14 protein-coding genes are annotated in these 21223 nt (G+C 73.9%); 4 read left to right on the forward strand and 10 right to left on the reverse strand.

The annotated features are described in order from the left end of the window. Nucleotides 1-630, reverse strand: coding sequence for a class F sortase (locus tag ACQEVG_RS06265; RefSeq protein WP_432978251.1), 630 nt, complete (start codon nt 628-630; stop codon nt 1-3). Nucleotides 631-723: 93 nt separating this feature from the next. Further along, on the reverse strand, nt 724-1233 hold the full coding sequence (locus ACQEVG_RS06270; protein WP_432978254.1) for a hypothetical protein: 510 nt from the start codon (nt 1231-1233) through the stop codon (nt 724-726). A 397-nt stretch (nt 1234-1630) separates the two neighbouring features. On the opposite strand from ACQEVG_RS06270, the gene cutA reads away from it, so the two are divergent. After that, nucleotides 1631-1963 (forward strand): divalent-cation tolerance protein CutA, encoded by a 333-nt coding sequence (gene cutA, locus ACQEVG_RS06275; protein WP_432978257.1) that lies wholly within the window; start codon nt 1631-1633, stop codon nt 1961-1963. Further along, nucleotides 1960-2391: a gamma-glutamylcyclotransferase family protein gene (locus ACQEVG_RS06280; RefSeq protein WP_432978260.1), complete on the forward strand. Its 432-nt coding sequence runs from the start codon at nt 1960-1962 to the stop codon at nt 2389-2391. The genes cutA and ACQEVG_RS06280 overlap by 4 nt, the downstream gene beginning before the upstream one ends. A 27-nt stretch (nt 2392-2418) precedes the next feature. On the opposite strand, the gene ACQEVG_RS06285 is transcribed toward ACQEVG_RS06280, so the two are convergent. The 8 genes from ACQEVG_RS06285 to ACQEVG_RS06320 all read right to left on the reverse strand — a co-directional run bounded on the left by ACQEVG_RS06285 (nt 2419) and on the right by ACQEVG_RS06320 (nt 18645). Further along, complete coding sequence (locus ACQEVG_RS06285; RefSeq protein ID WP_432978263.1) at nt 2419-4560, reverse strand: molybdopterin oxidoreductase family protein; 2142 nt, start codon at nt 4558-4560, stop codon at nt 2419-2421. A 115-nt stretch (nt 4561-4675) separates the two neighbouring features. Beyond that, nucleotides 4676-5257, reverse strand: coding sequence for a TIGR03086 family metal-binding protein (locus tag ACQEVG_RS06290; protein ID WP_432978266.1), 582 nt, complete (start codon nt 5255-5257; stop codon nt 4676-4678). 64 nt (nt 5258-5321) lie between these two features. Beyond that, a complete protein-coding gene (locus ACQEVG_RS06295) occupies nt 5322-5936 on the reverse strand; it encodes a SanA/YdcF family protein (protein WP_432985110.1) in 615 nt (204 codons plus the stop codon). A gap of 102 nt (nt 5937-6038) precedes the next feature. Continuing rightward, the gene (locus ACQEVG_RS06300; RefSeq protein ID WP_432978269.1) at nt 6039-8069 is read right to left on the reverse strand and encodes a hypothetical protein; all 2031 of its coding nucleotides are present in this window, start codon (nt 8067-8069) and stop codon (nt 6039-6041) included. Beyond that, nucleotides 8066-11686 (reverse strand): vWA domain-containing protein, encoded by a 3621-nt coding sequence (locus tag ACQEVG_RS06305; RefSeq protein WP_432978272.1) that lies wholly within the window; start codon nt 11684-11686, stop codon nt 8066-8068. Before ACQEVG_RS06305 ends, ACQEVG_RS06300 begins: the two co-directional genes overlap by 4 nt. Beyond that, the gene (locus tag ACQEVG_RS06310) at nt 11673-12824 is read right to left on the reverse strand and encodes an ATP-binding protein (protein ID WP_432978275.1); all 1152 of its coding nucleotides are present in this window, start codon (nt 12822-12824) and stop codon (nt 11673-11675) included. Before ACQEVG_RS06310 ends, ACQEVG_RS06305 begins: the two co-directional genes overlap by 14 nt. Next, nucleotides 12821-17773: a hypothetical protein gene (locus ACQEVG_RS06315; RefSeq protein WP_432978278.1), complete on the reverse strand. Its 4953-nt coding sequence runs from the start codon at nt 17771-17773 to the stop codon at nt 12821-12823. The genes ACQEVG_RS06310 and ACQEVG_RS06315 overlap by 4 nt, the downstream gene beginning before the upstream one ends. After that, nucleotides 17770-18645, reverse strand: coding sequence for a DUF4132 domain-containing protein (locus ACQEVG_RS06320; protein WP_432978281.1), 876 nt, complete (start codon nt 18643-18645; stop codon nt 17770-17772). The genes ACQEVG_RS06315 and ACQEVG_RS06320 overlap by 4 nt, the downstream gene beginning before the upstream one ends. 150 nt (nt 18646-18795) lie before the next feature. On the opposite strand from ACQEVG_RS06320, the gene ACQEVG_RS06325 reads away from it, so the two are divergent. After that, a complete protein-coding gene (locus tag ACQEVG_RS06325; RefSeq protein ID WP_432978284.1) occupies nt 18796-19791 on the forward strand; it encodes a sirohydrochlorin chelatase in 996 nt (331 codons plus the stop codon). Between the two features lie 46 nt (nt 19792-19837). Next, the gene (locus ACQEVG_RS06330; RefSeq protein WP_432978287.1) at nt 19838-21154 is read left to right on the forward strand and encodes a deoxyguanosinetriphosphate triphosphohydrolase; all 1317 of its coding nucleotides are present in this window, start codon (nt 19838-19840) and stop codon (nt 21152-21154) included. The last annotated feature ends 69 nt before the right edge of the window (nt 21155-21223 follow it).

Genomic DNA, 21223 nt, shown 5'->3' on the forward strand with positions numbered 1-21223 from the left:
TCACACCGGCGCGGGCCGTACCCCGATGAGATGCGCGTACGCCACCACATTGCCCCGGTAGCCGGTCTTCTTCGTGAATCCGCCCCCGCAGGTGATCACCCGCAGTTCGGCGCGGTCCCTGGACCCGTACACCTTCTCGTCCGGGAAGTCGTCGGCCTCGTACACCTCGATGGCGTCGATCGTGAACACCGCCGTGCGGCCGTCCTTGCGGGACACCTCGATCCGGTGCCCCTTCTTCAGCGCGCCCAGGCTGTAGAAGACGGAAGGACCCTTCGCGTTGTCGACGTGTCCGGCGACGATCGCCGTGCCCTTCGCCCCCGGGGCAGTGCCGTCGCGGTACCAGCCCACAAGGTTGCGGTCGCCGGCCGGCGGCACCTCCAGGCTGCCGTCCTCGCGGAGGCCCAGTCGTGCGACCGGGGCGTCGACCTCGATCTCGGGTATGCGCAGCCGTACCGGCGCGGACGGCGGCAGAGGGTCGGCGGCCGCGTCGGTGTGGATCCTGGGGCCGGCCGCGAACGCTTCGGCGGCGGACGGAACGGGTGGGGTCACATTCTCGGAGCCGCTGTGAACCAGCCAGAGGCCGGCGCAGACGGCGACGGCTATGCCCCAGCCCTTGCCCCTGGCGCTCATCGGTCCTCCGGAATCTCGCCCGCTCCCGGCAGGTCGCGAAGACCTGACGGGAGCGGGGACACGGCGGTACGAGGGGCGGTGGCAACCGGCCCCTCACCTGTCCTGCGCGCCGCTCGCCCGACGGCGCAGGAGCAGCGTCCCGCCGACGGCGGCCGTGGCCAGCACAGCCACACCCGCCGCGATCTTGGTGGTGTCGGGGCCCACGCTGCCGCCGACGCCGGTGTTCACATGGCCACTGGGCTGCTGGCTGTGGTGCCGTACGACCAGGTCCCCGGAGGCATGCCGGCCGTTGTTGCACTTCACGCCGATGGCGTAGGTCCCCGCCTGGGCGTGGTCGGGAACCCTGAACTGGCCGCCCACGACCTCCTTGTGCGTCCCCGGTGCCAGCTTGAACTCCTCGACGCCCAGCGCACGCGCGTCACCGACGCCGCGGCCGCCCGTGCCGCAGATCGTGATGTTCACGATGATGACGGTGCCCGGCGTGGCGGTCGAGGGGAAGATCTCCAGCGAGTCGACATCCTCGGCGTGGACCCCGTGGGCACCGATCGCCAGGGTGGCGAGCGCCAGCGCGGTGCCGGTGAGCAGGCGGGCGGTGGTGCGCATGGTGGTCCTCCGGGGAAGTGCGGAGCTGCGACGGGCGTCGTCCTCCTCTCCCTTGGTACGGCGCAGCCCACGACCAAGCCTGCTGATGGTCAATCAGATTTCCCGGCTTGGCCCGGTGTGTCGCGCTGGACGTGAGGCGTCGTCGCAGGTCATCACGGGTGATGGGGAATCAGGTGACCTATGGGGGCCCCGGCGCGCCGAACGGGTGACGGCGCGTCGGCCCGGCGGTCATGGCGACTGGGGCCCGTTCCCTCCGGAGCGCGACGGGTGACATGCAGCCGCCGGGCGGGAGCACGGACAGCGGCATGTTGTTCCACAGCATGCGTACGGTGGCCCGACCGACCGGTGCTGGACTCGGGTCCCGCCCCGGAACCCGACGGCGAGAAGGAGCCTGTCAGTGGCCGAGGCGCTGACCGTACTGACCGTATCCACCACGACCGACAACGCCGACACGGCGCAGCAGCTCGCGCGCGGTGCGGTGGAGGCGAGGCTGGCCGCGTGCGCGCAGATCTCCGCCCCCGTCACGTCCGTCTACCGCTGGAAGAACGCGATCGAGACGGCGGAGGAGTGGCAGGTTCTCTTCAAGACGACAGAGGCGTGCTATCCGGCGCTCGAAGCGCAGCTGATCGCGGGGCACAACTACGAGACCCCGGAGATCATCGTGACGCCCGTGGTGGGAGGCAGCGCGGCGTATCTGGCGTGGATCGGCGCGGAGACCGTCGCGCCGTGAGCGGGTGCGGGCCTCGGGAAGCGCTGCCGTTCTTCGTCTACGGCACGCTGCGCCCCGGCGAGTGCAACCACGACCTGTTCCTGCACGGCCGCACGGCGGCGGAGGCGCCCGCGGTGCTCGAGGACGCGGTGCTGTACGAGGGGCCGGGCTATCCGTACGCCCTTCTCGAACCCGGCGGCGGCACGGTCGTCGGTGAGGTGGTGACGGCGGCGCCGGGGGAGTACGGCGAGCTGCTGGCCGTACTCGACCGGCTGGAGGAGTACCTCGCGCCGGGTCACCCGCGCAATCTGTACGAACGGGTGGCGCGCGAGGTCGTGCGCCCGGACGGCACGGCGATACGGGCGTGGGTGTACGTCGCCGCGCCGGTCGTGGCCCGTGAGCTGCGGGCGAAGGGCGCGCGGATCCGCAGCGGCGACTGGCGCGGCTGAACCGGCCGAACCGCGGCTGGGCTGCGGCTAGAGCTGCTGGTTCACGCGCTCCACGCGGACCGCGCACACCTTGAACTCGGGCATCCGCGAGGTCGGGTCGAGCGCGGGATTCGTCACCGAGTTGACCCGGCCCTCGCCCGGCCAGTGGAACGGCATGAATACGGTGTCCGGCCGTATCCCGGCAGTGATCCGCGCGGGCCCGACAGCCCGGCCCCGCCGCGACACGACGGCGAGGGGTTCACCCTCGACGGCCCCGAGCCGCTCGGCGAGCATCGGATGCAACTCGACGAACGGCCCCGGCGCGGCGGCATTGAGCTCGTCGACGCGCCGGGTCTGCGCCCCGGACTGATAGTGCGAGACGACCCGCCCGGTGGTCAGCAGCACGGGATAGGCCTCGTCGGTCTCCTCGGCGGCGGCCCGATGCGCGACGGCGATGAACCGGGCACGCCCGTCGGGCGTGGCAAACCGCTCGAGAAAGAGCCGGGGCGTCCCGGGGTGGGCCGCGCGCCCGGGGCCGTCAGGCTCGGCCGCCGTGGTCTCCGGGCAGGGCCAGAACACCCCGTCCTCCGCCGCGATCCGCCCGTACGTGATGCCCGAGTAGTCCGCCGGGCCTCCCGCCGACGCCCGGCGGAGTTCGTCGAAGACCTCCTCCGGGTCCGACGGGAAACCCTTCTCGTGGCCCAGCAGGCTCGCAAGGCCGCCCAGGACCTCCAGGTCGCTGCGTACTCCCGGCGGTGGCGACAGCGCACGCCTGCGGAGCAGGACCCGGCCCTCCAGGTTGGTCATCGTGCCTGTCTCCTCCGCCCACTGGGTGACCGGCAGCACCACGTCCGCCAGCGCCGCCGTCTCCGAGAGGACCACGTCCGCCACCGCCAGGAAGTCCAGCGAACGCAGCCGCTCCTCCACATGCCCGGCGCGTGGTGCGGAGACCACCGGGTTCGAGCCCATCAGCAGCAGGGACCGGATGTCGCCGCCCAGTGCGTCGAGCAGTTCGTACGCGCTGCGGCCCGGGCCCGGCAGGGTCTCGGGCTCCACACCCCACACCCGGGCGACATGCGCCCGCGCCGCCGGGTCGTCCAGTTTGCGGTAGCCCGGCAACTGGTCCGCCTTCTGGCCGTGTTCGCGGCCGCCCTGCCCGTTGCCCTGGCCGGTCAGGCAGCCGTAGCCGGACAGCGGACGGCCCGCCCGCCCCGTCGCCAGACACAGGTTGATCCACGCGCTCACCGTGTCCGTGCCCTTGGACTGCTGCTCGGGTCCGCGCGCCGTGAGCACCATCCCCGAGTCCGCGTCGCAGAACAGCCGTACCGCCTCGCGCAGTTGGGGCACGCCGACGCCGGTGAGGCGTTCGACCTGCTCCGGCCAGTGCGCCATCACCGCCGCCCTGGCCTCCTCCCAGCCGCTCGTGCGGTCCTGGATGAACGCCTCGTCCGTACGCCCCTGTGCCACCACCTCATGCAACAGTCCCAGCGCGAGCGCCAGGTCCGTCCCCGGCCGGGGCGCAAGATGCAGATCGGCCTGTTCCGCGGTCCGCGTGCGCCGCGGGTCGACGACGATCAGCTTGCCGCCGTTCTCCCGCAGCTCGGTCAGATAGCGCAGCGCGGGCGGCATCGTCTCGGCGAGGTTCGACCCGACGAGGATCACGCACCCGCTGCGCGGAATGTCCTCCAGCGGGAACGGCAGCCCGCGGTCGAGGCCGAACGCCCGCTGATGCGCGGCCGCCGCCGACGACATGCAAAAACGTCCGTTGTAGTCGATCTGCGAGGTGCCGAGAACGACCCGCGCGAACTTCCCGAGCGCGTACGCCTTCTCATTGGTGAGCCCCCCGCCCCCGAAGACGCCGACAGCGTCGGGACCGTACACAGTCCTCGTACGCCGCAGCCCGGCCGCGACCGTCTCCAGGGCCTCCTCCCAGGTGGCCGGCTCGAGCCTGCCTGTGGCGTGGCGACGAACCAGGGGCTCGGTCAGGCGCACCCGGGAGGAGAGCACTGCGGGCGCGGTACGGCCCTTGCCGCACAGCGCGCCCCGGTTCACGGGAAAGTCCGGGCGCTCCACGACCTCGACCGCCTCGGCGCCCCCGCGCAGGCTCATGCCGCACTGCAGGGCGCAGTAGGGACAGTGGGTCGGGGTGGCGGCCGGAGCGGTGGGGGTGGCGCTTGCGACGTCGGGCATACAGCCAGGTTGAAACGCCCGTGTTACGCGTTGGGGCGTTCCGGATTACGGTCCGGGTACGCCCACCTCCGCCCGCGCCCCGCCGCCCCGTGAGGCGGCGTCCCGCGAGGTCGCGTCAGGCGCGGCGGCCGAGCAGGGCCAGCAGCCTCGCCTGGTGGCTGTCCCCCGGCGGCGGCTCAATGGGCGCCGCGAACATCCCGGACTTCGACAGCTCCGCCGCGTATGGCGTGACCTCCTCGAGCGCAAAGCCGACCAGCGCGTCCGGCAGCCGCTCGGGCGCGCCGATCGCCCGGGACAGGTCCCAGCCGTGCACGACCGCGTCCGTGATCATCTGTGCGCAGTAGGCGACGGCCGGGGTCTCGCCGTACGAGAGCTGCACTGTCTGCTCCAGAGCGCCGGGCGCCGCGAAGGCCCTGCGGGCGGCGCGCGCGGCGGCGTCCCAGGCGGCCCGCGGGTTGTCGCCGAGCACATCGCCCTCGTATGCGTCGCCCACCTCTTCCGTGCTCAACCCGTCGGTCATCAGGTCCGGCACCCACAGCTGTTCCGCGGTGAGATGGTTGACGAGATCGCGTACGGACCACTCGGTGCAGGGCGTCGGGTCGTCCCACTGATCGGCCCGCACGGAGTGGACGCGGTCGGTGAAGAGCGCGAGCGATTCGGCGTGCAGGCTGAGCAGGGTTGCTACGTCTTTTTCCATACAGCTCACTGTCGCGCGCGGCGGATCGCGAAGCGAGTCTGTGGCCGCGAGCCGCCGACGCGTGTCACCTTGCCGCCGCGGCCAGCGCTTCCTGCACGCCGGGCTCCTTCGCCCCGAGGAACCGCGGATCCGGGGCGAACGCGGCGTCCAGTGCCGCCTTGCCCGCCGCGAACAGCTCCCGCGTCCCGCCGTAGTACCAGGTCGCGTCATGGGGCTCGGCAACCCCGACCCCGTACGACTCGACGCCGGCCGCCTGGCAGAGCGCGACGGCGCGCCGGATGTGGAAGTCCTGGGTCACCAGGACCGCGCGGTCGACCCCGAAGATCTTCTTGACGCGTACGCAGGAGTCCCAGGTGTCGAACCCCGCGTAGTCGCTGACGATCTGCTTGTCCGGCACACCGCGGGCGGTGAGGTACGTGCGCATGGCGTCCGGCTCGTCGTACTCCACGCGGCTGTTGTCACCCGTGACCAGCACGACCTTGACCTTGCCCGCCCGGTACAGCTCGGCCGCCGCGTCCAGCCGGTGCGCGAGGTAGGGCGTGGGGCGGCCCTTCCACAGACCGGCCCCGAAGACGACGGCGACATCCCGCGCGGGCACCTCGGCGACCGTGCGGACCCGGCCGTCGGCGACGGCATGCATCCAGGTCGCCGGCGCGAGCGCGAATACGCACGCGAGCATCACCGTCTGGGCGAGGCGCCGCTGGGCGCGCCGGGTGCGGGGCAACTTCGGCAGGCGCGGCTGCGGCAGTCGCAAGGTGAGTCTTGGTCGCTTCACGCCTGGTCAGACGCGCGGAGGGGCTGATCGGTTCGTTCCCGGCGCAGACCAGGCGGCCAGCAGCAGGGATCTGGCCGCCGCCGATGAGTAGACCGCCGTCGCCAGCCAGGCCGCCGCGAAGGCGTCCGGGTCGGCGGGCAGCAGCCGCCCGAGCGCGTCATGGCGGCGGTCCGCGGCCGCCTCGGCGAGGGCGCGCGCGCACTCCGCGCCCGTGGTCAGGCCCACGGCGCGCAGTCTGCGCGGGAGTTCGCCGTCGGCCGATGCGGCGGTGACCGCGCGGCCGCCGGCGACCGTACGGTCGACGGCCCGGCGCAGCAGGTCCAGCTCCAGGGGGAGAGCGGGCGGCGCGGCGGGAAGCGGCCGGTCGCCGACGCTCGGGGCAGGGGCCTGTCCGGATGTGGCGGTGGCCCGTGCCGGGATGGCGGCGGCCTGTGCCGGCGCGGCGGCGGTCTGTGCCGGTATGTGGGAACGGTTCAGCCGACGCAGGCCGAGGTCCGCGCGGACCGTCTCGCCGTCGTGCCCGGTCCAGGCGGCGGCGAGGGCATGGACGCCGCCAGGGCGGTCGGGAACGGCCCGGGCGATCAGCCGCAGAGCGAGCCCGGGGCGCACGCCGAGCAGCCGCAGATTCTCCGCGTACGGCAGCTCGGGCCGCTCGTCCGGGGCGAGCAGTCGCAGGGCCGGGCCTTCGGTGACGGCGAAGCCGCCGTCACTGATCGTCCCGGTCAGAAAGAGCAGGTCGCTGCCCGCGGGGCGGGTGTCGGCGGGCTGGGCCAGCCGGTCGAGGGCGGCCGCGAGCTGAGCCGCGGGCGGCTGCTGCCAGAGTGCGTCGAGCGGTGGCTCATGCCACTGGGCTCCGGTCGCCCGTACGGAGCGGACGCGCGAGCCCCCGCCGATCCGGCCGTCCGGGGACACCGTCGGGTTGGTGAGGATCACTCCGCCGCCGTCGCCCCACTCGCGCAGCGGCAGCGCACATCCGCCGGGCACCGGCGAACCCGCCGCCTGAGCCGCCCGCTCGGGCCCGCCGGGCGCGACGTCCGAGACGGTGCGGAGGGTGCCGTCGGGCGCAACGGCGTAGGTGGTCGCCCCCGCATAGCCGGAGGCTGTGACGACCGGCTCGGTGAACAGGCCGTACAGGCGCAGGGGCTTGGCCGGTTCGTAGGCGCGGCGCGCGGGTGTGACAGCGTCGGCCGGCCGCCGTACGAGATCGAGCAGCCCAGCCAGTTCGGCCGACAGCTCGGACAGCCGGAACGCCGGATCCTCGGAACGCGCCTCGCCCAGCCGCCGCGCGATGCGGACCGCGGCGGCGGACGGCAGATGCAGCCCGGCGAGGCGCGCGGAGTGGGCGGCATGGAGCAACTCGGCACGCTGTACGGCACCCCCACCGGTAACTCCGCTCACCAGAACGGCCGTTGTGGCGGAGTGGAGGGCACGCAGGGCGGTGGTCTGGGCGGGGGTGAGGTGTGCGGCCGGGGGCGTCCCGGCGACGGTGGTCCGGGCGTTGGGCATGCGGACTGTGCCCGAGCCCGCGCCTGTGCCTGCGCCTGTGCCCTCGGCGTGCTCCGAGAGAGTCTGGGCCTGTGCGGTCGCGGCGTGCTCCGAGGGAGCCTGGGCCCGTGCGGTCGCGGCGTGCACAGCCGGTGCTGGCTCCTGCCCGGGTGGCGCGTCCGCCGAGGCAGCCGCGTCCTCCGCGGGCGCCGCCTCCTGCCCGGGCAGCGCGTCCTCCGTGAGCGGCGCAGTTTCCGCGAGCGGTGTCAGGGACAGGACCGCCGCGCGGTGCAGGCACGCCGGGGCCAGCAGGCAGTCGCACGCCGCGTCGGCCGCGTGCGCCACGATGCCGTCCGTGACCTTCAGCGTCACCGCCGTGTCGTCGTCCACCCTGACGCGAACGCCGTCGGGCGTGGCCTCCACCGGCCACGCCGCCGCCTTCGCCAACGCGCCGTCCACGCGCTTGCGCAGCCTCGCCGGGAGCAGGTCGAGCGCCCCGGCCGCCACCTCGGCGGCCACCGGGGGCAGTCCCGGGGAAGGGTTCGTCGTCACCGGTGCGTACCTCCTACGCGTTCGCCGACCCAACGGGCCAGCTCCAGAGGGCTGAGTGCCGCGACCGGCATGCCCGCCGCCACCAACCGGCCCGCCACGCCCGCCGAGTAGCGCGGTAGGCCCTTGTCGTCCAGCGAGGCGCAGCCCAGGACATGGCAGCCGGCGTCGATCAGTGTCCGTACCTCCGAAAGGAGCGGGCCGATCGGACCGCCCTCCTCGAAGTCGCTGACCAGGACGACCAGGGTGCGGGACGGCACGGTCACCAGCTCGCGGGCGTGCCGCAGTCCGCGGGCGATGCTTGTGCCGCCGCCGACTCGGACCTCCAGCAACAGGCTCAGCGGGTCGTCCACATGGTCGGTGAGGTCGAGCACCTCGGTGGAGAAGGCGACGAAGTGCGTGCTCAGGGCGGGGACTCCGGCCAGCACGGACGCGGTGAGCGCGGACCAGATCGTCGAGGCCTCCATCGAGCCCGAGACGTCGACGACGAGCACCAGCCGCCAGTCCGTCGATCTGCGGGCCCGGGTACGGAAGACGGGCCGTTCCGGCAGGACCGTCACCGCGCCGGTGACCGCGTCCCGGCGGGCCGTCGCCAGATTTGCCCGCAGGGTACGGGGGAGGTCCAGCGGGCCGCCGGGGCGACGGGTGGGACGTGGATGGGCGAGCCCGGTGAGGGCGGGACGCAGCCGGTTGGCGAGGGCCTCGGTCAACTCGCGCACCAGCCGGGCCACCAGAGGTCTGAGGCGGGCGAGCTGCTGCTCGGGCAGACCGCCCGCGTAGGACAGGACGGTGCGCAGCAGCTCGACGGAGGGGCGGGCGGCGGCGGGGTCCAGCTCCAGCGCGGCGTCGAGCCGGCCCGCGTCGGCGGCCGCGGCGAGCACCTCCTCGCGCACCCCGGGACCGAAGAGCGCGGCGAGCTCGTCCGACCAGGCACGCACATCGGGATAGGGGGCCTCGCTCCCGCCGCCGGAACCGAAGCCGTCATTCCCGTCCTCGCCCCGGGAGCCCTCGCCGCGGCCGCTTCCGTACAACTCGTCGAGCGCGGCGGCAATACGCGCCCCGGGCCCGGACAACTCCCGTCCCCGTCCCAGGAGAAGCCGCCATCGCTCACCGGGAGTGAGCCCGTCGGCCCCGGTCCCCGTCCCGGATGTGGACGCGAATGGGGACGTGGACGTGGACGCGGGCGTCGGCGTGGGCGTGGGCGTGGGCGCGGGTGCGGGCGTGGGCGCGGGTGCGGGTGCGGGCGCGCCGACCGCGGGGTTCGCCTCCTCGGCCGGGCGATCCGGGGTGCCCGACCCCGCCCGCACCAACTCCCGTACCGCCAGCCCCCGTACCGCCAGCCCCCGTACCGCCAGGGCCTCGCGGCCCGCCAGGTCCGCCGACGCAAGGAGCGCCAGCACCGCCGGGTCGGTCACCGGGCCCGAGAGCGTGCCCGCCGCCGTGCCCGTGCGGTCCTCCACCACCGACAGGAGGCGGGATCTGGCCGCCGGAGACAGGGTGTCGAAGCCCGCCCGCAGCGCGGGGAGCCGGTCCAGGAACGCCCGGTCCGGCAGCGACTCCACCCGTTCCAGCAGCGGGTCCAGCGCGCGGCCCGTTTCCAGCAGCGGACTCGCCGCCAGCAGGGTGCCGCGCAGGAACTCGGTCAGTCCCGCGCGCAGCTCCGCCGATGTCGCGCCGTCCGCCCGTGAGGCCAGACGGGCACCGAAATCGCCCGGGTCCCGCTGCCCCAGCAGCACCCGCGCCGCGCCCGCCGCACCCCGTATCAGCGGCGTCGCCTCCGCCTCCAGCCGGGTCAGCGCGTCCGCGAGGCGCAGGACCCCGCCCACCTCGGCGGCGCGCCCGGCGAGCGCGACCAGAGCGCGGGCGTCGTCCGGTTCGGTGGAGCCCGCAAGGCCGTCGAGCGCGCGCACCCCTGCCGCGGCCAACTCCTCGTAGGCCGCGTCGACCGCGCCCCGCTCCCACCTGGCGTCGAGCCCCGGCACATGCCCGGATCTGATCCGGTCCAACAGGGCCATCCCGGCGAGCAGTTCGGGCAGGCTACCGGTGGCCGGGAGCAGCTCGGCAGTCTCGGTCAGCCGTTCCGAGGCGAGGCCGGGAAGGGCGCACCGCGCGGCCTCCGCAAGACCGTCGAGCGCCTGAGCGGCAGTCGGCCCGCCCTGCCGCCGCTCCTCGGCGCGCCGCTGCCGCAGCATCCCGGCCGCGGACTGCTCCAGCGTGACCCCGTGCACGCTCGCCACATCGAGCATCGCGGCCGTCGACGGGGACCAGGCCACGGCCCACCGCGTGGTCAGCGCGGCCGCGTCGCCCGTGCCGGCGACAGCGGACTCGTCCCCGTACGGAACGCGGCAGACCGCGAGCCGCCGCAGACAGATCTCGCGCCGCCGGTCGAGCTCGGAACGGAGCATGTCCAGGCGCAGATCGCGCTGCCCGGGCGCGTCAGGACCGGGCAGTTTCAGCTCGCCGAGCAGCGTTTCCACCGCCGGCCCCAGCCCCGAACGCGGCGTGCCCGGTGCCAGCCTGCCCTGCCGTCTGCCGACCAGCACCTGCTCCATCGCGGCGGCCACGACCCGGCCCCGCCCCAGCAGACGTCCCTGGGTGAGCACGGTCTGCGCCGCCTCCGCCAGCTCGCCCCGCCCGGCGGCGGGAAGGCCGCGCAGCGACGCCAGGTCTCTGGCGACCCGCACCACTTCACGGGCGTCGGCAGGCCCGCTGGGGTGACCGGCGTCCCGTACGGTCGCGCAGATCCGTACGGCGGTGGAGGTCAGCAGCTCGTCCAGCCGCGCCGGATCGCCCGCGGCGTGGAAGACGCCGCGCTGCCACTCCGGGTCGCGGATCCCGGCCGGATATCCGGACCGCTCGTCGAGCAGCGTGTACGAGTACGGCACCAGGGACGTCACCACCTCGGCGCGGTCCGTCGGCGGCGGCTCGGGCAGGCCGCCGTCGGCCGTGAGCGCGGCCGTCAGCGCGGGCGCGTGGAACGCCCCGATGACCGCCGCCGCCCGCCGCCCCGGGTGCTCCGCAAGACGCCGCCGCATGTTCGCCTCGCGCCGCAGGTCGTACGGGTCCACCGCGCCCGCGTCCCGACGCAGCGCCCAGCCGACCATCAGCGCGGCACGCCGCAGCGCCTGTGCGCCCGAACCGGGAGCGGTCGCCTCCACCAGCCGGTCCCACAGATCGTCACCGGGCCGCCCCCCGGCCCTGGCCCGCCGCGCGGCCGCGATCGACCCCGCCCCCGGACCGGGGTCCACCGGATCGGCGTCCCCCTGCGAGCGCGCGCCCAGCGGCAGATCGAACGGCACCACCTCCACGCCCGCTTCCCGCGCCCAGCGGATCGCCGCAAGCTCGGGCGAGAACTCCGCGAAGGGCAGGAACACCAGCCCGGCCCCGCTGCCCGCCAGAGCGACCGGCGGCACCGTCGCCGGGTCGGCGAGGTGCTCCAGCCACGGCGCGAACTCCTCCGGCAACTCGACGAACAGCACCTCCGGCGCCGCTTCGTCCAGCAACGCGGGAACGGCCGCCGCCAGCGCTGGGGAGTGGTGCCGCACCCCGATCAGATACGGGTCGCGGCACCCCGCGAGCGCAGCCAGCGCACCGGTGGGGTCCGGCTCAGGAGAGCTCATCGCGCAGCTCCCACAGGGTGCGCCACAGCGGCGCCCCGCCCTCCGCCCGTCGCCGCACCGGACCGTCCCAGTACCCCAACAGCCGTGCGTGGTCTGCCGGATCGTCCTTGCGGACCGTGCCGAGCAGATGCCCGGGCAGGGTGCGTACGACATCACGCCCGTCGCTCAGATACGCCGCGCCAAGACCCATCGAGGTGGCCACGTGCACCGCCTCCGCCGTCGACATGACCGTCGAAGGACGCTCCACCTCCCAGCCCTCGGTGCTGCGCCCGGTCCGCAGGTCCCGGAACGCGGTCACCAGCGCCTCGAGCACCGCCTCGTCCACCCCGAAGGCCGCGCCGGTACGCGCCAGCGCCGCCGTGGCCTGCCCGCGCACCAGCGCCGTCTCGGCGTCGAGGTCGCCGATCGGTCCGACCTCCTCGAAGTTGAACCGTCTCTTCAGCGCCGCGGACATCTCGGAGACGCCCTTGTCGCGGAGGTTGGCCGTGGCGATGAGGGTGAAGCCCGGCACGGCGTGCACGGTCCCGTCCGCTCCGTCGCCGCCGGCCAGTTCGGGCACGGACATCCGGCGCTCGGAGAGCAGCGAGACCAGCGCGTCCTGTACCTCGGGCAGACAGCGGGTGACCTCCTCGACCCGGGCGACCGCGCCGCGGGTCATCGCGGTGAGGACCGGCGAGGGCACCAGGGCTTCCCGGCTCGGGCCCTTGGCCAGCAGCATCGCGTAGTTCCAGCCGTACCGCAGCTGGTCCTCGGTGGTGCCCGCGGTGCCCTGCACGGTGAGCGTGCTGGTGCCGCACACCGCGGCGGCCAGCAGCTCGGACAGCATCGACTTGGCCGTGCCGGGCTTGCCGACGAGCAGCAGCCCGCGCTCGCCCGCCAGTGTCACCACGCACCGCTCGACCAGGGCGCGGTCGCCCACGAACTTCCGTGAGACGCCGAGCTGTTGACCGTCGGCCGACCGGAGCGCTTCGCCGTCCGAACCGCAGACGAAGAGCACGGCGGCGCGCGGTGTCATCCGCCACCCGGGCGGCCTCGGCCCGGCGTCGTACGCGGCGAGGAAGGCCAGCTCCTCGCCGTACCGGTCCTCGGGCAGCTCCACCTGCCGTGCCCGCCCCACATCCACGGTGTTCTCGCTCATCGCGAACCTCCCCTGCCGCTACGGCCCTTGAACTCCTCGAACCCCGGCGCATCGCCGTCCACGACCCGCTGCCACGCCGCCGCGAACAGCAGCGCCACCGGACGGTCCGGCACCACGAAGCCGTACAGATCCCACGGCAGGAGCGCCGCCTTCCAGCTCTCCGCGGGCAGCCGCGGTGTTCTCTGCTCCAGCCAGCCGCCGGGCAGGAACAGCGAACGCCCCGCGCGGGCGCGCTTGGCCTCCACCACCAGGTCGGTGGCGGCCAGTTCCGCCCGTGCCGCCTTCAGCCGGGCGGTCTTCCAGCCGGTCCATTCCGCCTGGTTCCGGTCGGTCGGATCGGGCAGCGCCAGCAGCATCAGATACAGCGCGGCCGCATCCTCCGACAGCCCGTACCGCTCAGCAGCCTGCCCCACCAACTCCGGGGCGCTGCGCGATGGACACTGCGGAGCACCCGCCGGTCCGTCGGCCGCCACCAGTGCCGTGAACTCATCGCTCAGCACCGCACGCAACGACGTCAGCCCGGGCGTCTCCCGGGTGATCCCCGCCAGCAGCTTGAGCGCGGGATGGTCGGGCCCCCCGCCCTCGCCCAGCAGAGCCGCGGGCCGCACCCACACCGAGTCCCACTCCGCCCGGTACCGCATCGGCGCGAGCACCAACGCGTCCGAGAGCTCGACCACCCCGTCCTTGTCGGCGCCTTCGCGCTTCAGCGGCAGTGCGTAGGTCTCCCGCAGCTTCGCCGAGGTCGCGTTCCCGTCGATGTCCCAGTCGACACCGAGATCGAGCAGCAGCCCGGGATCGGCCATGCGTTCGCGCACCATCCGCAGCGTGAGGGGCAGGATCTCGCGCAGCGGATCGCCGTACGGCAGCCGGTAGGCCAGCCAGCGCAGCACGGTGACGTACGAACTCATCATGGAGCCGGTGAACATCTTCTGCGGCTCCGCCGGAATCATCCCGCCGCCGTCGGAGTGCTGTTCCGTGCGGCCGGTGAGCTGGCTCTGCGTCTCCGGGTTGAGTACCGAGTCGAGGATTGTGCCCGGTCCGATCTCCGCGACCACGCGGGTGATCAGCCAGGCGGGCGCGGTGCGCCGCTTGCCGCGCGCCGCCAGCCAGGCCTCCGTGAGCGGCTCCAGATCGAAGCCCTTCGTCCACAGCTCGTCCACCCGCGCGGGCTCGACCGGCAGCAACAGGCCGGTGAACACCTGCCGTTCGGCAGGAGTCAGCGCGCTCAAGACTGCCCGTCCCGTCTGCGCCTGAGCGCTCTTGGCACCCAGCGGCACGAGATACTCGGCCGCCAGCAGGCCGTCCCTGCCGTACTCGCCGACTCCGGGCACGCCGAGAGACAGCAGCGCACCCGTCACCGCGCCGACCCCGACCCGCTCGGCGAACTCCTGCGCCTGCTCCGGCCGGTACGGCAGCGGACCCCGCTCCCGCACGCCGTCCACCAGCCGGCGCACCGCGTCCGCCCGTACCGGGTCGCCGGCCGTGCCCAGCACCTCCGACTCGACGAGCGCGAAGCCGTCCCAGGCACCGAAGGACCCGGCCGGGTCGTACTCGATGCCGTTCCAGAACGCGTGCTCGTCCTCGACGCGCTGGCAGGCGACGATCAGCAGCCGCCGCGACTCCGAGTGCCTTACCGTGCCCAGCAGTTGATCGCCGTGCGAGGTCCGCTCCGCCTTCAGCTGGACGAGCCGCAGCCGCCCGCGCGGGTCGATGAGGACCGCGTCGCCGTCCGCCCGTACCTCCAGCGCCGCATCGAGGAATTCCAGCAGAGCAGCCCGGTCCGCGTCCTCGGTCGCCGGCGCTGCCGCGCGCACGGCGATCGCCGCCATACCGGCGCCGGGAAGGGTCAGCCAGCCGACGCTGGTGCCGGTCAGCGCCACCTTGGCGTCATCGGCACCGGGCGCCAGCACCCCGCGCAGCAGCCGGAGCTGATCCACGGCCGTGGTGGTGCTGCGCTCCCAGCCGTGCGCCGCGTAGAAGTGCTTGGAGCCCATGAAAGCGGCGAGCACATCGCGCAGCCTGCCGTCGTACGCATGCTGTACGGCCTGCTCCCGCGCCTCGTCCGCGGCCGGGTCCCGCTGCCCCTTCGTCGCATGCTCCGCGAGGACGCCGATGCGCTTGCCGTGCCGGGCCGCCTCCTCCACCAGACCGGCCACGCCCGCCAGCAGCCCCGGGTGGGTGATCTCCGGCAGCACCTGCCGTACGGCGGCGTCCGGCTTCGCGCCCTGTGCGACGGCCGCGAGCAGCGCCCCGGCCTCTGTCTCCGTCACCTGCCGCAGCGCGGCCGAGCCCCGCTCGTCGCGTGGCCGCAGCGCGTGCCAGTAGCCGATCGGCGGCACCAGCGGGGTCCCCGCGGCATGCGCCCTGCCGTGGTCACCCTCCTGGAGCGTGGCCAGGCAGATGCCGTCCGTGTCGTACAGCTCGACCTTCGCGTCATGGCCGCGCTCCTCGCGCGGATGCAGGACGGCTCCGCCCGGCAGTCGCAGCGGCGGCAGCGGAATGCCGTGCGTGACATGCTCGAACCTGCTGCCCGCCGGGATCTCGACGGCCGGGCTGCGGCTGCCGTCCACCGAGCAGGCGGTGAGCGTCCGGGCCTGCGGGTCGTACCGCACCCACCAGCCGAGCAGTCCGTCCTTGCTGCCGAACGGCGAGGACTCCATGCCTGGTTGTACGGGCAGCAGCCGGCAGGAGTGTTCCAGCAGTGTGCCCGTGCCCTCGGCCAGCGCCGAGTCGAAGAAGGCGGGCACCGAGATCCGGCCCCTGCGGGCCGACTCCGGGTCGTACTCCCACCACTTGCCCTCGTGCAGCACCCACACCGAGATGCCGTCCGAAGCGACCGGCCGCCGCTCCGCAGCGAACGAGGTGTCGCCGGCGTGGATCGGCCGCCCGCCGAACGTGCGGCTGCCGTCGGGCAGTTGAAGCGAGGGGGTCTGGTACGCGATCCAGTGGTCGTTCAGCTCGCCCGCGGGCTTGAACACCTCGGCCGCCCTGCCCGACCAGCGGGCCCGGCGGCTGTCGCCGTGGCCGTTGGCCACCAGCCACTGGCCGCCGATGTAACGGACCGTGGGCACGTCCCAATAGTGCGACGAAGGCACCGGCAGGGAGAGCGTCTGCCGGTCGAGCACGGCGTCCGGCCCCACCGCGGCGGCCTGCATGCCGACCCGTACGACAAGAGCGGGCCAGGCGTCCGAGAGGCGGTACCACTCGTCGACGCTGCGGCCGTACCGCTGGCCGGAGGCCTTGGGGTCGACCTTGCCGAGCTCTGGGGCGGCCGCCTCCAGCGCGGGCCAGCCGAGCTCGTCGAGGATGCCCGCGCGCAGGGTGCGCGCCAGCGCGCCGGCGGGGTCGACGGCGGTGATCCGCGCCACGGCCTCGGGAGCCGTCGCCAGCACGGACGGTGCGGAGAAGTGGGTCAGCCGGCCGAGCAGCCGGTCGAGACCCGGCAGTCCGAGCGGCTGCGACAGATCGTCGGCCCGGTCGGTGAGCCAGCCCGCGAGCGCCGTGCGCAGCGCCGGGTGCTCCGCGATCCGCTGCAGCTGGATGGCGGCCTCATGGGTGCCTGCCAGCCGCTCGATTCCGCCGCGCAGCAGTGGCGCGAACCGGGCGTCGGCCGCCAGCGCCGCGAGATCCCTGCGCCCCTCGCGCTCGTCGGACAGCCAGGGCGCCAGCTCCAGGTTCTCCATGCCGTCCGACGGCGACTCGACCGGAACGCCGAGCGCCAGGGCGAGGTCGAGGAGATCGACGTCGACGGTGGTGCGCCAGCCGCCGCCGCGCAGCAGCTTGAGCGGTGTGCCGTCCGCGATCAGCCGGTCCGCCAGCCCTTCCAGCAGCGTCAGGTCGGCCGCCAGCCGCTTCATGCCGCGCCAGCCACGCTGGCGGTGGCGGGCCCACGACGACAGCCACTCGGCCGCCGGAACCGTCCCGTCGAGCAGCAGCCCGATCGCCCCGCACCGGTCCAGCAGCGCGAGCCATTCCTCGTCGAACTGCTCAGGGCTGTCACCGCTCGTCACGGGCAGCAGCGCCAGCAGCCGCTCCCGTACGGCGATGTCCTCGGCGGCGACAGCGGCGAGCGCGGGCAGCGCCGACTTCCAGAAGCTCCCCGCCGCGCGGTTCATCGCGCCCGTGTGGATGATCTCCGCGATCAGCGCGCGCTCCTCGGCCGCGGCGTCGAGACCCGCTGCCTTGGCGAGCCGCCGCAGATCCTCAATCATGCCCGCGTACGGGGTGAGTCCGGCCGCGCACCGCTCCGCGGACACGGCTCTGAACTCCGCGTACGCCGCCGGCGCCGACAGCCGCGCGGCCAGCCCCTTCGCGTACTCCCGCAGGGCCTTGCCGCTCAGCGCGCCTGCCCCGGCGAACTCCAGGAAGACCTCCCGCAACCGCTCCTCGTCGACCGCCAGCGCATGCCGCTGCTCGGCGGCCCGCGCCTTGCCGAAGAACACCGATGCGTGCTGCCGCGACTCGGCGGCCAGGAAGAGCCGCGCCGCCTGCTCGTAGAAGGTCGGCAGGAAGTGCGGCACGGAACGGTCCAGCCGCTCGCCGATCTCGTCGAAGCCCTCCTTGGCGAGTCCCGGCTTGGTCGTCACCAGCCGCGCCAGCCGCTCCATCTCCTTGACCACGGCGAGCGCATGATGGCCGTTGTCCGGGTCGTGGACCAGGGCCCAGGCGGGAAAGCCCAGCGACTGCCGCTTCACCCGGCCCACCGGTGCCGACCCGGAGCCGGCGAACCCCAGATACTCCAGGGCCAGGTCCTCGGCGGGTGCGATCGCCTCCGGCACCAGCCGCACCACCGTGCGGCCCTCCAGCGCCGGGTGTCCGTACGCCCGCGCCGTCAGCTCGTCGCCCCGCCCCTTCTTCCGGCGTCTTCCCGCGCCGAGCGGCAGCACCGCCCCGGCCTCCAGCAGCCCGTCTTCCACCGATCCCCGTGTCGTCCTCCGTGCGGTGCTCACAGCCGCCCCTCCTCGTCGTCCGCGACCACCCGGCCCGCGTACACCAGCGCTGCCATCCGCTCACCCTCCGACCAGGCGACCGGCCCCACTTCGGCGAGCGGCAGCCGCCGGCCGTCCCTGTCCCGCCACTCCAGCGCCCCGGTCAGCGTCTCCCCGTCCGGATAGTCGTCCCCCACCCAGTACGCCGCCTCCAGCGGCCGGCCGTCCTCCACCAGCGGGCACACCGCCTGGCCGCCGCGCACCCGGTAGCCCAGCTGGACCGCGCGCGTGGTCGCGTGCCGCAGCTGCTCGAACTTTCCGTTGGCGTATGTCTGCCAGTCGTGGCCGCGCGCCTCCTCGGGCCGCCGCCACACCTCGCGGAACAGCTGCTCCACGCCCTGCTCGACCTCCAGCTCCACGGCAAACTCCCGCAGATCGTCGAGGTCTTCGAGGAGCACCGGGTGCGGTATGAGCACCGTCTCGCACTCCAGCCGCACCGAGTCGCCGTCCAGGTCGACGATGCCCGCGCCCTTCTCGGGGTCCGCGTCCCGCAGAAACCCGGCGCGCTCCATGCCGGCCGTCCCGTCGGCCCCGACCGGTGCCACCACCAGATCGCGCAGGGCCGTCTGCCACGCCGTGTCGGGCCACACCCGCGCCAGCAGCGCCACCGGCACCGGCAGCGAGCGCACCAGCCAGGTGTCCACCTGCTCCCGGCACTCCCGTTCGTGCCGCTCCAGCCACTCGGCGAGCTGCCGCAGCCGCACCACCTCGGCGTCGTCCCGCAGCTTCGCCGGCACCTGCTTCAAGGCCCGCCCCGCCGCATTTCTGCACAGCAGCTTTGTGCCGTCCAGCGTCACGGCGTATCCGCCGCCCTCCGTCTCGATCCAGCCCATGGCGAGACCGCCTCCCCGACGTTCCGGTTCCGATGTCGATCACAGTAGGTGACGGGTCTGACAACGCCGCCGGGCAGCCGGTGAGCCCGTGGAAAACACTCGTCACCCTCACGCAACGACCTCGCAACCTGCGCCCGTCAGGATCGGTGCATGACGGAGTCGGCACACCTTCGTGAGTCCCTGCCCCTCGACCCGCCCCGGCTCGAGAGAACTCCCCTCGACGCCGGCCCTCTCGACAGCACCGCGCAGCTGCTCTCGCGCATCACGGACCAGCTGGGCACTCAACTCAGCCACGTCACACTGAACGGAAGCCGCAGGCGCATGCCCCAGATATCAAGGCCCACCCTCGTCGCCGTCGCCCACGGCAGCCGCGACGCAGGCGCCCTGCACACGGTCACCCGGCTGCTGGAGCGGGTCCGCGAACTGCGCCCCGGACTCGACGTCCGCCTCGGCCACATCGAACTGAACGAGCCACTGCTGCCGGACACCCTCGCCGCCGTCGAGGCCGAGCAGCGTGCCGAAGGCGTCCGGGCCGTCCTCGTGCCCCTGCTGCTCGGCCGCGGCCACCACGTCAAGCACGATCTGCCGCAGTCCGCCGCGGCAGTGGTCGGCGCGGACATCCGCATCGCCGCCCCGCTCGGCCCGCATCCCCTCCTCGTCGAGGCCCTCTGCTCCCGCCTGGCCAAGGCCGGCTGGCGACCCGAGGACGGCGCGAACCGCAGCGCAGGAGTCGTTCTGGCCGCCGCCGGATCCCGCGATCCCGACTCGGCGACCGACGCCCGCCGGATGGCGGACCTGCTCAGCGAGCGTCTCGGGGGCGTGCCCGTCATCCCCGCCTACGCCTCCGCCGTCTCGCCCACCGTGCCCGCCGCCATACGCGCGCTCACCGCCCGCGGCCGCCACCGCATCGCCGTCGCTTCCTACTTCGCCTTCCCGGGCCAGTTCGCCGCCGCCAGCGCCGCCGCCGCGCCCTGGATCGCCGCCGCCCCGCTGGGCGCCCACCCGGCCCTCGCCCGGCTGGTGCTCCAGCGTTACGACGACGCCCTGACCACGACGCCCCCGGCCTCGACAGCGGCGGTGACCCCGGACCCGACCTCGTCCTCGTCCTCGTACACCGGTCAGTGGCGCGAACTCGCCACCGCGTGAGCCACCTCATCGCCCGACTGCCACCGGCTCCGGTTACCTTCGGTGCATGGCAGGCACCACCGGCACCACCTCATCAGGCAGCGGCTCCTTCGACGGCGCGTACGACGAGGCGGCCACCGCGCGCTGGGCTCCCGAGCCGGACAAGCGCCCCGGCCGCACCGCCTTCCAGCGCGACCGCGCACGCGTGCTGCACTCTGCCTCGCTGCGCCGGCTCGCCGGCAAGACGCAGGTGGTCACCCCCGGCACGCGCAACCTGGCCTGGGACGCCAGCCCCCGCACCCGGCTCACCCACTCCCTGGAGTGCGCCCAGGTCGGACGCGAGCTCGGCGCGGCCCTCGGCTGCGACCCCGACCTCGTCGAGGCCTCCTGCCTCGCCCATGACATGGGCCACCCGCCCTTCGGGCACAACGGCGAGCAGGCCCTCAACGACTTCGCCAAGGACTGCGGAGGCTTCGAGGGCAACGCCCAGTCACTGCGCCTGCTGACCCGTATCGAGCCCAAGCGCTTTGTCCACGACGGGAGCGGGGATCTTGTCAGCGTCGGCCTCAATCTCACCCGGGCCGTCCTGGACGCCGCCACCAAATACCCGTGGCCGCGCGGCGGGCACCCCACCGATCCCGACTCGGTGAAATTCGGCGTCTACGAGGACGACCTGCCGGTCTTCGAATGGGCCCGCCAGGGAGCCCCGGCATACCGCAAGTGCTTCGAGGCCCAGGTCATGGACTGGTCCGACGACGTGGCGTACTCGGTGCACGACTTCGAGGACGGTCTGCACGCCGGCCACATCGACCCCAACCTCCTCATCGCCGAGCCCGAGCGCAGCGACATCTGGCGGGTGGCGATCGGCCGGTACGTACCGGAGGACACCGATCCGCAGGAGCTGGCCGAGGCCCTGGACCGGCTCGTCGACCAGGAGTGGTGGCCGCACCACTACGACGGCTCGGCCGTCGCGCAGGCCCGGCTGAAGGACGCCACCAGCCAGCTCATCGGCCGGTTCTGCCTCGCCGCCGAGGGAGCGACCCGCCAGGCGTACGGATCGGGGCGGCTCACCCGGTACGCGGCCGAGCTGGTCGTGCCGCGCGGGACGCGCAACGAATGCGCGGTGCTCAAGGCCGTCGCCGACCGCTATGTGATGCAGCGCGCCGAGCAGGAGGCGCTCCGCGCCGACCAGCGCATCGTGCTCGCCGCGCTGGCCGAGGCGATGACGGCCCGCGCACCCGACGCCCTCGACCCGCAGTTCCGCGCACTGTTCGACACCGCACCGGACGACCGTGCCCGCAAGCGGGTGATCGTCGACCAGCTCGCCTCCCTCACGGACGCCTCGGCGCGCACCCTGCACACCGACCTCACGGCCCGCCGCTGAACAGCCGGGAGAGGCGGCCGCGGCGCGTCCGGGATGACACGCCCGGGCCACTCCCTCTTCCGCCATCAC

Origin of the sequence: Streptomyces sp. CA-135486, from assembly GCF_050936555.1 — a bacterium.
Taxonomy (GTDB): Bacteria; Actinomycetota; Actinomycetes; order Streptomycetales; family Streptomycetaceae; genus Streptomyces.